General features: G+C 63.4%; 14 protein-coding genes and 1 tRNA gene. 14 read left to right on the forward strand and 1 reads right to left on the reverse strand.

What is annotated here, in order from left to right; all coding sequences use genetic code 11:
- Position 1 precedes the first annotated feature (1 nt).
- Genes ACY65G_RS16150 through ACY65G_RS16160 form a run of 3 tightly spaced genes read left to right on the forward strand, consistent with a single transcriptional unit; the run spans position 2 to position 1519 of the window.
- Positions 2 to 403, forward strand: coding sequence for a methylglyoxal synthase (locus ACY65G_RS16150; protein WP_464998332.1), 402 nt, complete (start codon positions 2 to 4; stop codon positions 401 to 403).
- Positions 403 to 1395, forward strand: a complete 993-nt coding sequence (locus ACY65G_RS16155; RefSeq protein WP_464998333.1) for a quinone oxidoreductase family protein — start codon at positions 403 to 405, stop codon at positions 1393 to 1395. Before ACY65G_RS16150 ends, ACY65G_RS16155 begins: the two co-directional genes overlap by 1 nt.
- 1 nt (position 1396) lies before the next feature.
- Positions 1397 to 1519: a hypothetical protein gene (locus ACY65G_RS16160; protein ID WP_464998334.1), complete on the forward strand. Its 123-nt coding sequence runs from the start codon at positions 1397 to 1399 to the stop codon at positions 1517 to 1519.
- Positions 1520 to 1795: 276 nt separating this feature from the next.
- On the opposite strand, the gene ACY65G_RS16165 is transcribed toward ACY65G_RS16160, so the two are convergent.
- Positions 1796 to 2464 carry a DUF4136 domain-containing protein gene (locus ACY65G_RS16165; protein ID WP_464998335.1) on the reverse strand — a complete coding sequence of 223 codons (669 nt, stop codon included), beginning with the start codon at positions 2462 to 2464 and terminating at the stop codon, positions 1796 to 1798.
- Positions 2465 to 2656: 192 nt separating this feature from the next.
- Between ACY65G_RS16165 and pepN the strand changes: the two genes are divergently transcribed.
- The 11 genes from pepN (at position 2657) to ACY65G_RS16220 (ending at position 12778) form a co-directional block, all read left to right on the forward strand.
- Positions 2657 to 5290 carry an aminopeptidase N gene (pepN, locus tag ACY65G_RS16170; protein WP_464998336.1) on the forward strand — a complete coding sequence of 878 codons (2634 nt, stop codon included), beginning with the start codon at positions 2657 to 2659 and terminating at the stop codon, positions 5288 to 5290.
- 28 nt (positions 5291 to 5318) lie between these two features.
- Positions 5319 to 6329: a class 1 fructose-bisphosphatase gene (locus ACY65G_RS16175; RefSeq protein WP_130187758.1), complete on the forward strand. Its 1011-nt coding sequence runs from the start codon at positions 5319 to 5321 to the stop codon at positions 6327 to 6329.
- Between the two features lie 108 nt (positions 6330 to 6437).
- A tRNA-Thr gene (locus tag ACY65G_RS16180) sits at positions 6438 to 6513 on the forward strand.
- A 180-nt stretch (positions 6514 to 6693) separates the two neighbouring features.
- Positions 6694 to 7125, forward strand: coding sequence for a hypothetical protein (locus tag ACY65G_RS16185; protein WP_464998337.1), 432 nt, complete (start codon positions 6694 to 6696; stop codon positions 7123 to 7125).
- Positions 7126 to 7264: 139 nt separating this feature from the next.
- On the forward strand, positions 7265 to 7663 hold the full coding sequence (locus tag ACY65G_RS16190) for a VOC family protein (RefSeq protein ID WP_464998338.1): 399 nt from the start codon (positions 7265 to 7267) through the stop codon (positions 7661 to 7663).
- 239 nt (positions 7664 to 7902) lie between these two features.
- Entirely contained in the window at positions 7903 to 8376 is a 474-nt protein-coding gene (locus ACY65G_RS16195; RefSeq protein ID WP_464998339.1) for a type II secretion system protein, read from the forward strand.
- Between the two features lie 289 nt (positions 8377 to 8665).
- Positions 8666 to 9865 carry a GGDEF domain-containing protein gene (locus ACY65G_RS16200; protein WP_464998340.1) on the forward strand — a complete coding sequence of 400 codons (1200 nt, stop codon included), beginning with the start codon at positions 8666 to 8668 and terminating at the stop codon, positions 9863 to 9865.
- Positions 9866 to 10113: 248 nt separating this feature from the next.
- Positions 10114 to 10722 (forward strand): c-type cytochrome, encoded by a 609-nt coding sequence (locus tag ACY65G_RS16205; protein WP_464998384.1) that lies wholly within the window; start codon positions 10114 to 10116, stop codon positions 10720 to 10722.
- A gap of 109 nt (positions 10723 to 10831) precedes the next feature.
- On the forward strand, positions 10832 to 12031 hold the full coding sequence (locus ACY65G_RS16210; RefSeq protein ID WP_464998385.1) for a c-type cytochrome: 1200 nt from the start codon (positions 10832 to 10834) through the stop codon (positions 12029 to 12031).
- An 8-nt stretch (positions 12032 to 12039) separates the two neighbouring features.
- Positions 12040 to 12213, forward strand: a complete 174-nt coding sequence (locus ACY65G_RS16215) for a hypothetical protein (protein ID WP_464998341.1) — start codon at positions 12040 to 12042, stop codon at positions 12211 to 12213.
- A 1-nt stretch (position 12214) separates the two neighbouring features.
- Positions 12215 to 12778, forward strand: coding sequence for a cupredoxin domain-containing protein (locus ACY65G_RS16220; protein WP_464998342.1), 564 nt, complete (start codon positions 12215 to 12217; stop codon positions 12776 to 12778).
- Positions 12779 to 12804: the final 26 nt, after the last annotated feature.

Here is a 12804-nt window from a genome sequence, read left to right on the forward strand (position 1 = left end):
GATGAACGCTCCCCGGATTGCCCTGATCGCCCACGACAAGAAAAAAGACGACATGATCGCCCTGGCCGGCGAATACGCGGACTTCCTGCGCCGCTGCACGCTGACGGCCACCGGTACGACCGGTGGCCGCCTGGTCGGCGAACTGGGGCTTGTCGTCGACCGCAAGCATTCCGGCCCGCTGGGCGGCGACCTGCAGATCGGCGCACTGCTGGTGGAAGACCGGATCGACGCCGTGATCTTCCTGCGCGATCCGATGACGCCGCAACCCCATGAACCGGACATCAATGCGCTGGTGCGCGCCTGCGACGTGCACGACGTGGCATGCGCTACCAACGTGGCGACGGCGCACCTGGTGCTGTCGCAACTGCAGGCGGCCATGGCCGCATCGAACGAGGAGGCGTGATGAGCAAGGCAATCGAAGGCAAGGCAATCAGGATGAGCCGCACCGGCGGCCCGGAAGTGATGGAGTACGTGGACGTGCAAGTCGGCGCGCCCGGCCCCGGCGAAGCCACCGTGAAGCACGCGGCGATCGGCGTCAATTTCATCGACGTGTATTTCCGTACCGGCCTGTATCCACAGCCGCTGCCGAACGGCCTGGGCATGGAGGGCGCCGGCACGGTGGAAGCGGTGGGCGAGGGTGTCACGCACGTGAAAGTGGGCGACCGCGTGGCCTACGCGGGCCGCCCGACCGGCGCCTATGCGCAGGTGCGCAACCTGCCGGCCAGCCTGCTGGTGGTGCTGCCCGACCATATCGCCTTCGACACGGCGGCGGCCATGATGCTGCAGGGGATGACGGCGCAATACCTGCTGCACCGCACCGCGCGCCTGAAACCGGGCGACACGATCCTGTGGCATGCGGCCGCCGGCGGTGTTGGCCTGATCGCATGCCAGTGGGCGAAAGTGCTGGGCGTGAACCTGATCGGCACCGTCGGCTCCGACGAAAAGGCGGCGCTGGCCATCGAGCACGGCGCCGCGCACGTGATCAACTACAAGCGCGAGAACTTCGTCGAGAAAGTGAAGGAACTGACGAACGGCGAGGGCGTGTCGGTGGTCTACGATTCGATCGGCCAGGATACCTTCCACGGCTCGCTCGACTGCCTGGCGCCCCTGGGATTGATGGTCAGCTTCGGCAACGCCTCCGGCCCGGTGCCGGCGTTCGCGCCCAGCGAACTGCAATCGCGCGGCTCGCTGTTCCTGACCCGGCCCACGATGATGCATTACACGGCCAAGCGCGAAGACCTGGAAGCCACTGCCCGTTCGCTGTTCGGCGTGGTGGCCAGCGGCGAAGTGAAGATCGCCATCCACCAGCGCTACCACCTGCCCGACGTGGCGCAGGCCCACATCGACCTGGAGTCACGCAAGACCACGGGCTCGTCCATCCTCATTCCGCACTGACATGAGCAATCCGAACGAAGAAGACGACGGCAACCCGAAATTCGGGCGCCTGCTGATCGGACTGCTGGTGGCGCTGGTGCTGGTGGTACTGATCACCTTTGCCAGCGAGGCGATGTTTACGTAAGCCGACGCGAAACATTGCCTGGAAAATGGGGACGTACCCCATTTTTCAGGCAATGTTTCCCAAAAATGGGGGGCGGAGCTGGGTTTGAAAAAGCATCGCTCCTTGCCGGATAGCGATGCTGGCTTGCGATTCAGCATTCCGTCCGTACCCATTTTCCAGGCAATGTTTCCAAGAAAATTGGGGCGTTGCCGGGGTTTCAAGGAGCATCGCTCCTTGCCGGCGTAGCGATGCTGGCTTGCAGGCCAGATTCCTTCCGTCCCCATTTTCCGGGAAATGTTACTGCAACTCCAGATCGACCTGCTTCGCCTTGCCGTTCTCGCCCGGGAACCCGGTAAACGCGCTCTGCACGAGCAGCGGCATGACCGAAGGCGTCGACTGCCGCCGGCTGGTGTTCTGCACCGTCACGTCATACAGCTTCTTGCCGGTATTGTCGGCGATCGACACATTCAGCTTGCGCTCGTAGTTGTGCCGGATGACTTCGCGGTACTCGGTCGGCCCGTACATCCATGGATCGTAATAGGGGCGGAACGCCCAGTACCGGTAGCGGTACCGCGAAGGATAGAAACCGCGGTGCGGCCAGCCACCGTACCTGCCCCCGCCGTACATCCCCCAATAGGGACCGCCGCCGGCCCAGAACGGATCGTAGGCCTGCAGCACGCGGGTCGGCCGGTCGATGGTGGAGAACGCCATGTCCACGCGCAGCTTCGCCTGGTCGGGCGCGTCGGCCCGGGTAAAGCCGAACTTCGACAGTTCATTCGCCACCAGGCCCTGGTAGCTGCGATATTCCAGGGTGTCCTCGCTCGGCGCGGGAGTGTCGAACACATAGGATTTGTCCTGCAGTTCCGCCGGCCACTGATGGAATACCGTGACGTCGCTGCGGATGGTGGTTGCGCACCCGCCGAGCAGCAGGCTGGCTGCCGCGACCAGGATGGCGAAGGATTTCATGATCTACTCCCAGAAAAAGATATTTCCCCATGGTCAGTGTATGACTGGTCCGCTTGCACTACTCGATTATTACAGAATGTTACTGGAGCGCGGAAAGCTGAAACGTTCGAGCCGCATTCGCCGATGAATCGCGAAACAAAAGCGCCGCTGTTGGTAAAATAACCTTTTGTCCGCAACGAAGGTACAGGCCCCATGAGAACCGACAGCCCGCAGACGATTTACCGCAAGGACTACACGCCGCCCAGCTACCTCGTCGAGACCGTGGAACTGGGTTTCGATCTCGACCCGGCCCGCACGATCGTCGCCAACCGCATCACGCTCCGGCACAATCCGGAAAGCAAGAGCCGCGACATCGTGCTGCATGGTGAAGAGATCGAACTGGTGGCGCTGAGGCTGAACGGTACCGAGCTCAACCCAGGTCAGTACATACTGGGGACGACCACGCTGACTATCAAGAAGGCGCCGTTGAACGCTGTACTGGAAATCGAAACCACCTGCGCACCGGAAAAAAATACGACGCTATCTGGGTTGTACGTGTCGAATGGCAGTTTCTACACGCAATGCGAAGCGGAAGGCTTCCGCCGCATCACCTATTTCCCGGACCGGCCGGACGTGATGGCCGTCTTCACCGTGATGCTGCGCGCCGACAAGGAAAAGTATCCGGTGCTGCTGTCGAACGGCAACCTCGTCGAAGCGGGCGATCTCGACGACGGCCGCCATTACGCGAAATGGGAAGACCCGTTCAAGAAACCCTCCTACCTGTTCGCGCTGGTCGCGGCAAAGCTGGTCTGCCAGGAGGAAACGTTCAAGCTGGCCGACGGCCGCGATGCGCTGCTGCAGGTGTGGGTCGAGGAAGGCAATCTCGACAAGACAGACTATGCGATGCAGTCGCTGAAGAACTCGATCCGCTGGGATGAGGAACGGTGGGGCCTGGAGCTGGATCTGGACCGCTTCATGATCGTTGCCGTGGGCGACTTCAACATGGGCGCGATGGAAAACAAGGGCCTGAACATCTTCAACACCAAGTTCGTGCTGGCCAATCCGGCCACCGCCACGGACGTCGACTATGCGGGCATCGAAGCCGTCGTGGGCCACGAATACTTCCACAACTGGACCGGCAACCGGGTCACGTGCCGCGACTGGTTCCAGCTGTCGCTGAAGGAAGGCCTGACCGTGTTCCGCGACCAGGAATTCTCGGCCGACATGATCGGCACCGACAGCGGCCGCGCCGTCACGCGCATCGACCAGGTGCGCACGCTGCGCCAGGCGCAGTACCCGGAAGATGCGGGCCCCATGGCGCACCCGGTGCGCCCCGACTCGTTCGTGGAGATCAATAATTTTTACACGGTCACCGTGTACGAGAAGGGCGCCGAAGTGGTACGCATGTACCAGACCCTGCTGGGCCGCGAAGGCTTCCGCAAGGGCATGGACCTGTACTTCGCGCGGCACGACGAACAGGCCGTCACGTGCGACGATTTCCGCGCGGCGATGGCCTCGGCCAGCGGCCGCGACCTCACGCAGTTCGAGCGCTGGTACAGCCAGGCCGGCACGCCGGTCGTGACCGCGCGCGGCGAATACGATGCCGGTGCGCACCGCTACGTGCTCACGCTGTCGCAGCATTGCCCGCCAACGCCGGGCCAGCCGGAAAAGCTGCCGTTCCACATCCCGGTCGCCGTGGGCCTGCTGGCCGCCAGCGGCCGCGACCTGCCGCTGAACCCGAACGGCGATACCACCGTGGTGCTGGAACTCACCGAAGCGGAGCAGTCATTCGCGTTCGACGGCATTGCCGAGGCGCCGACCCCGTCGCTGCTGCGCGATTTCTCCGCGCCGGTGATCCTGGAATATCCGTACACCGATGACGAACTGCTGCACCTGTTCCGCCACGACAGCGACCCGGTGAACCGCTGGGAAGCGGGCCAGCGCCTGGCGATGACACGGCTGCTCAAGCTGACCGCCGCCGTGCAGGCGGGCGAGCTGCTCGACCTGGACTACACGTTCGTTTCCGCCCAGCGCGCGCTGCTGCTCGATAACACGCTGGAAGCGGCGTTCCGCGAGCAGGCGCTGATCCTGCCATCCGAATCCGTGATCGCGGACCAGATGGAAGTGGTCGATCCGCAGGCGATCCACCACGCGCGCCAGTTCATGCGCCGCACGATCGCCGTCATGCTGCGCAGCGAGCTGCTGAACGCCATTGCCGCCAACCAGACCCCGGGCGACTACAGCCCCGATGCCGTCTCGGCCGGCAAGCGCGGCCTGAAGAACCTGGCGCTGGCCTACCTGCTGGCCGCGCCGGACGCCTTCACGATCGACCTGGCGCGCCGCCAGTTCGAGGAAGCCACCAATATGACGGACCGCGCATCGGCGCTGACGGCGCTGATTCACAGCGGCGCGGATGCCGATGAACCGCTGCGGGCGTTCTACGACCAGTTCAAGGGCGAGGCGCTGGTGGTCGACAAATGGTTCGCCATGCAGGCCAGCGCACCGACCACGAACGTGGCGCGCGTGCGCGAACTGATGGGGCATCCGGCCTTCACGCTGCGCACCCCGAACCGCGCGCGTAGCCTGCTGTTCAGCTTTGCCAACAACAACCCGGCGCAGTTCCACGCGAAGGATGGCAGCGGCTACGAGTTCTGGGCCGAGCACGTGGTGAAGCTCGATGCGCTGAACCCGCAGGTGGCGGCGCGCTTCGCGCGCAGCATGGACCGCTGGCGCCGCTATGCACCGGAGCTGCAGGCGCACATGCGCCGCGCGCTGGAGCGGGTGGCCGGCGAACCGAAGCTGTCGAACGACGTGATGGAAGTCGTGTCCAAAGCACTGGCCAACTAAAAGATTTATTTAAAAAACAAGGGTATCCATGAAACGTATCAGCCTCACCCAACACCTCGTCGAGGAACAGCGCCAGCACCACAACATCCCGGCCGAACTGCGCCTGCTGATCGAAGTGGTCTCGCGCGCCTGCAAGACGATCGCCCACTCGGTGGGCAAGGGCGCCCTCGGCGACGTGCTGGGCGCGCTCGAGAGCGAGAACGTGCAGGGCGAAGTGCAGAAGAAGCTCGACGTGATTTCCAACGAGATCCTGCTGGAAGCGAACGAGTGGGGCGGCCACCTGGCCGCGATGGCGTCCGAAGAAATGGAGACGATCCACCTGATCCCGAACCGCTATCCGAAGGGCGAATACATGCTGGTGTTCGACCCGCTGGACGGCTCGTCGAACATCGATGTCAACGTGTCGATCGGCACCATCTTCTCGGTGATCAAGGCGCCGGAAGGCATGGCCACGCCGACCGAAACGGACTTCCTGCAACCGGGCAGCAAGCAGGTCGCCGCCGGCTACGCGGTCTACGGCCCGCAAACGATGCTGGTGCTGACCACCGGCAACGGCGTGAACTGCTTCACGCTCGACCGCGAGATGGGTTCGTGGGTGCTCACGCAGCGCAACATGCAGATCCCCGCGACGACAAAGGAATTCGCGATCAACATGTCGAACCAGCGCCACTGGCAGCCGCCCGTGCAGCGCTACATCGGCGAACTCCTTGCCGGCAGCACGGGCCCGCGCGGCACCGACTTCAACATGCGCTGGATCGCCTCGATGGTGGCGGACGTGCACCGCATCCTGAACCGCGGCGGCATCTTCATGTACCCGGCGGACGTGCGCGACCCGAGCAAGCCGGGCAAGCTGCGCCTGATGTATGAAGCGAACCCGATGGCCATGATCGTCGAGCAGGCCGGCGGCATGGCCACCGACGGCAAGCACCGCATCCTCGACATCCAGCCGCACACGCTGCACCAGCGCGTTCCCGTGTTCCTGGGATCACGCGACGAGGTGGCCGTGGTCACGGGCTACCACCATGAAGGCACCGCGTAAGATTTTCGAAAAGAGACCCTAGTCAACTGTAAAACCTGTTGCTATAATGTGGCCTCTTTCGCAGCGCATCATGTGCGAAAGGCAAGGTTAGACCGCAGTACAGGTTTAGCCGCTGTAGCTCAGTCGGTAGAGCAGCGCATTCGTAATGCGAAGGTCACCAGTTCGATTCCGGTCAGCGGCACCAAAATTCAGTAGTAAAAACAGAGGGTTACACGATTATGCGTGTAACCCTTTTGTTTTTTGGCGGACCACATGATCATGTGGCCCTCAGCAGGACGAACCGTGGATTCCTGGCCAGCGCCGTTGTCGCACTACCTTGACGTTATCGAGGCCACAGTTCCCCATTCGGCCTCGCCAGTAGTCCATGCACCTTTCCACCGCATTGACCACAACTAAAAAGACCACGATGAAATACATGACAGCCATATTGATGGGTATCGGGAGCGTGCTGTTTGCGGGGATATGCTTTGCGGCAGGCGCTCTGGCAGCAGGCTTGATGGACTGGTTCGAGCCGACCGTGCACGTCTCGATCCGAAACGATAGCGGCGAGCGCCTGGCGAAAGTCGTGGTGATCCATGAAGCGCGCGGCAAGGTGACGACCGTTACGTTGCCCGGGCTGAATCAAGGGGAGTCCACCGATGCGACGTTCTACATTGCTGGCGAAAGCGGCTATCGGATAGAGGGCACGTTTCCGGATGGACGTGTCGTAAGAGGTGGAATCGGTTATGTCGAAGCCGGCTACTCCACCTGCGAAGTCATTGGCAAGTCGAAAGTCACGGGTACTTCCTTTTGCTAGCAAGCGCGTGTCGAAAACCGGTCATGGTGGCATAGGCACGACGACCAGAATTTTTTCGGTCAGCTGTCGATTTCGCGGGTTATCGTTCGTCGTAAGAGTGATGAACCCGTAACGCCACCCAGCTTACCGAGAGGATGTCATGAACAAGCAAATCTTCGTCAACCTGCCAGTCGCCGACCTCGACAAGTCCAAGGATTTTTTCCAGGCCGTGGGCTACAGCTTCAACCCGCAGTTCACCAACGAAAGCGGCGCCTGCATGGTCATCGCCGAGGGCAGCATCCACGCGATGCTGCTGACCAATGCCTTCTTCAAGACCTTCATCGACAAACCCATCGCGCAGGCGAAGGAAGCGACCGGGGTGCTGATCTGCCTGAGCTGCGAAAGTCGCGAAGAGGTCGATGGTATCGTGGCGAAAGCCATTGCTGCCGGTGGCCGGGCGCCACGTCCGCCGCAGGACCACGGCTTCATGTACAGCCATGCGTTCGAAGACCTGGACGGCCATATCTGGGAGTTCGTCTGGATGCCATCGCAGGCCTGAGTCGGCGGTAAGAAGCGCATTCCGGTCATTGCGCCGATGCGGCACGCCTGGTTCGAGACAGCGATCAATCGAAGATGTTGCACGTCGATAGGCATATATAAGTTTCCATAAGGAAAGTTATGATACTATTGGTAAAGAATGCGCCAATGAGTATGTCGGTTGCCAATCTGCGGTGGGCCTGGTCCGCCGGGTAATCGGCCGCGCCTCTTCTTTTGTCCTTCGTCCGTCGACCAAACATCATGAACAAGTTGCAGTCCCGCACCGCCCGCTCCCAGGGCGGCTTCACGCTGATCGAACTGATCGTCGTCATCGTCATCCTCGGCATCCTGGCAGCCACCGCGCTGCCGAAGTTTGCCGACATGGGTAGCGATGCCCGCAAAGCCACCGTCGCCGCGGCACGCGGAACGCTGGTGGCGGTCAGCACCATGGCCCATGGCAAATATCTGGTTAACAGTTCCACGAATGGCCCCATCGACATGGAAGGCACGAGCGTGGCAATGGTCAACGGGTATCCGTCGTCGGCTGCCACGACTGCCACCGCGGCAGGCCTGTCCGCCGATGACTGGACCATCACGGTGAATGGGCGCGACCTGCACGTATCGCCGAAAGGCGCGCCCGCGGCGGCACGCTGCAGGGCAACGTATGCCGAGGCTGTCTTGGCCAACAGTGTGCTGACTCCTGCAACGGTTACCGTCATCGATACCGGTTGCTGATCGTCCGAACCTGCCCATACCCGAGGCCTGGCAGCAAGCCAGACTGCCGCTGTCATGGCTGAGGTAGCCATGACAACGGCGCTCAAGGTTTTCTTAAAAGCATGAGATTTGCTATAATGCAAATCCCGTGGGACATTCCCTTACGTTGGCTATATCGCAATGATGGCGATGTAAATTCGTTACAAATATCCTGCAAGTTAGTGACTATTAGTGAGAAATTCCCGTAGGGATACGTTTACAATAGCCCCCGTTTCCCTGCATAGCAGGCCCATCAGTTTCAGGAGGAGACGTGTCCCCCCCGGTCCATGACGCGGCGTTCGCGATCTCCCGTTTGTCGGCGGAATTCACCGACAGGACGATCGAAGCGCATTTCAGCCATCACCTGCTGCCGCAGACGAAGATACAGCTGCGTACCACGCTGCTGTTCTGCGCCGCCGTTTACCTCGTCTTCGCGATCACCGACATCCTGGCGCTCGGCCTCACGCCTGTCGCGCTGGCACTGTTCGGCTGCCGCATTGCCGTGGCCGTGGTGGCCGTTGCCAGCTGCGTCACGAACCACCTGCATCCCCATTCCGTCGGCCGCGTCTACCTGACTGCGAGCATCACCGAGATCGTCGGCATGCTGGCCTTTGCGCCGATCGTGCTGGCGCGGCCCGACGAGCTGCCCTGGCATTCGATGTCGATGGGGCTGATGGTGCTGGTGGTGTACCTGTACATCCCGAACCGCCTCCTGTATGCGCTGGCCATCGGGGTCATTTCCACGCTCGTGTTCATCGTGATGGCGCTGCTGGTCGGGGGGCTGACCGGCAAGGAACAGCTGACGATGGTGATGCTGCTGTCGCTGGCGAACTGCTTCGGCTACATCGCCGCGCGCCGCTACAGCCTGATCCGGCGCGAGGAGTTCCGCGTGCAGTCCGTATTGAAGAACCTCTCCGAGCGCGATCCGCTCACCGGTTGCCACAACCGCCGCTACCTGCAGCAGGAACTGCTGAACATGGAGCTGTCGCGCGCGCGCCGCTTCCGCCTCAGCCTGGCCGTGATCGCCTGCGACATCGATTACTTCAAGTCCGTCAACGATACGTATGGCCATGCGGCGGGCGACCGGGTGCTCGTGGAATTCGCCGCGCTCCTGCGCGGCATGATCCGCGAAAACGTCGACAGCCTGATCCGGTTCGGCGGCGAGGAATTCCTGTTGGTGCTGCCGGAAACCGACCTGCCCGGCGCCGTGCACCTGGCCGAGCGCATGCGCGCGGCGCTGTCCGTCGCGGTCACCGACATCTCTCCCGGCAAGACGGTGGGCGTGACGGCGAGCTTCGGCGTCACCTCCGTCAACTTCGCCAGTGTCGCCACGCGCTTCCCGCAGGAGGCCGTGATCGAACTGGCCGACCAGCTGCTGTACGCGGCCAAGCATGACGGCCGCAACACCGTCAAGGCGCTGGAGTTCTACGGCCGTCCCGGCCTGCACGTGGCGGCCCGCGCAGCCGGCTGACGCAGGGTGTGGCGCCGCAGCGTCGTTTCCGGCGTGGGCTGCCGGTCCCTGTGTTACCTTATCGATAACTTGTTCCGCCAGCTCAAATAGCGGCTTCGGCTGCTGCCAGCAGGGAGGAGGTCGTTGTCGTGGACAGTATCCGATCGACAGTGTCATGGCCGGCGCATGCCGCCGCCACGCTGCTGCTGTTTGCGCTGCACACTGCGAGCGCGCATGCACAGGCGGATGCCGACCGCCTGCCCGACACGATGGAAGAGCGCGTGCGTGCCTGCATCGGCTGCCACGGTGTCCAGGGCAGGGGCGTCGAGAATGTCTATTTTCCCCGCCTCGCCGGCAAGCCCGCCGGCTACCTGTACAACCAGCTCGTGGCCTTTCGCGATGCCCGGCGCAAGTACCTGCCCATGAATTACATGCTGGCGTACCTGCCCGATCCCTACCTGATGAAGATGGCGGAGTATTTCGCCGAACAGGATCCGCCGCCGCTGCAACAGCCGGCCGTCAACCGGCCCGCGCAGCAGCTGATGGATGGGCAGCGCATCGTCAACATGGGTATCCCCGCGCGCAAGCTGCCGGCCTGCACAACGTGCCACGGCGCCGGGCTGGCGGGGCGCGAGCCCGGCATACCCGGGCTCCTTGGCCTGCGCGCCGATTACGTGAGCGCGCAGCTTGGCGCATGGCGCTACGGCCTGCGCACCGCGATCGGGCCCGACTGCATGCAGGTCATCGCATCGAGCCTCACGGAACCCGAAGTGGCGGCCGTGTCGGCCTGGCTGGCCTCGCTGCCGGTCGACCCGGGCGTGCGGCCCGCCAAGGCGGCGAAGGTGACCCTGCCGATGGCTTGCGGCAGCCACCGCTAGGAGAACCGCCATGCGACTGACGCCTCTTGCCTTCATCCTGCCCCCGGTGCTGCTGCTGGGCGGCCTGCTTGCGGTGCCGCAGCTGGCCGCGCAATCGCGCGCGCCCGCCATGCAGCGGGCGCCGGCCACCCAGCCTGCGCAGGCCGCACTGCTCGCGCGCGGCAAATACCTGGCGCAGGCGGGCGACTGCATCGCTTGCCACACGGTGCCCGGTGCGAAGATCTTTTCCGGCAACCGGCCCATGCCCACGCCGTTCGGCACGCTGTTCGCGCCGAACATCACGCCCGATCCGGAAACGGGCATCGGCCGATGGACGGCCGAAGAGTTCTACCAGATGATGCACACGGGCCGCGGCCGCGACGGCAAGCTGCTGTATCCGGCCATGCCGTTCGCCAGCTACACGAAGGTCACGCGCGCCGACTGCGATGCGATCTTCGCCTACCTGCGTTCCGTGCCGCCGGTGCGGCTGGCCACGCGCGAGCACGACCTGCGCTTCCCCTACAACAACCGCAGCCTGCTGCTCGGCTGGCGCACGCTCTACTTCAAGCAGGGCGAATACCAGCCGGACCGCGGCAAATCCGCCGAGTGGAACCGCGGGGCCTACCTGGTGGAAGGACTGGGCCACTGTGCCATGTGCCACACGCCGATCAACGCGCTGGGCGGCTCGTCGCAGCAGGAAGCCTTTCGCGGCGGCCTGATCCCGATGCAGAACTGGTATGCGCCATCGCTCACGTCGAACAAGGAAGCGGGCCTGGGCAACTGGGAACTGAAGGACATCATGGACCTGCTGCAGGCGGGCGTGTCGAATCGCGGCACGGTGTATGGCCCGATGGCTGAAGTCACCTACAACAGCCTGCAGCACATGACGGACGACGATATCCGCGCGATGGCGGTCTACCTGAAAAGCCTGCCCAGCGACGAACCGCCACGCCCTGCACCCGCGAACGCGCCGCTGCGGGCGGACGTGAACCAGATGTTTTCCGAGGGCCGCCGCATCTATGCCGGCAAGTGTGCCAGCTGCCACGGCGCCGAAGGCAAGGGCAAGTTGCCGCATTATCCGCCGCTGGCGAACAACCAGTCGATCATCATGACGTCGGCCGTGAACCCGGTGCGCATGGTGCTGAACGGCGGCTACCCGCCCGGCACGAAGAAGAATCCGATGCCATACGGGATGCCGCCGTTCGCGCACGAGCTGTCCGATGGCGAAGTCGCCGCCGTCGTCACCTATATCCGCAACGCGTGGGGCAACCGGGCCGGTGCTGTCGGCACCCGCGATGTCAACGCGCTGCGTTCCGCCGTCATCGAGTAGGAGTGAGCATGATCGTCGAACCATCGGATACCCCGGAGAGCGAACGGCAGCAGCGCGTGGAGGCGATCGTGGCGCAGGGCCCGCGCGGCGCCTTCGCCGTGGCCGGCACGGCGGTCGCCATCGTGCTGGCGATCTGGCTCGCGTTCTACCTGCTGGTATTCGTCGCGCGCGGAGGGGCCTGAGATGGCCGCGCAAGATGTCCACACTCCGGATGCGCATGCCGCTGCCAGCCGGGCCGAAACGCGCTGGGCGTGGATCGTCGGCGCCATCATCGTGTTCCTGACCGTGATGATGGGCTACATGAGCCTGCACTGGATCACGATGCCGGCGCAGCGCATGGAAACCATCGACCCGGCCACGCTGCACCTGTCCGGCGAATTCGTCGAAGCCAACCTGGGTTCGGCACGCGAGGCAAACGGCTCGGTCACCGTGCGCCTGCTGGCCAGCCAGTATGCGTTCACGCCGCAGTGCGTGCTGGTGCCGAAGGATACGCCGGTACTGATCCGCGGCACCAGTTCCGACGTGGTGCACGGCTTCTCGATCAGCGAGACCAATGTGAACGTGATGCTGGCGCCCGGCTACATCTCGAACTTCAGTGCGAACTTCCACCGCACCGGCGACTTCGTAATGCCGTGTCACGAATTCTGCGGTATCGGCCACGCGGCGATGTGGGCGCGCGTGAAGGTAGTGGAGGCGGGCGAGTTCGATCGCGCGATGAAGAACGGGAGGGCCAGCTGTGTCAGGTAAAGGGTTCGGCAGTGAAACCAGGCGCC

Source organism: Pseudoduganella sp. jia 12, assembly GCF_055502675.1.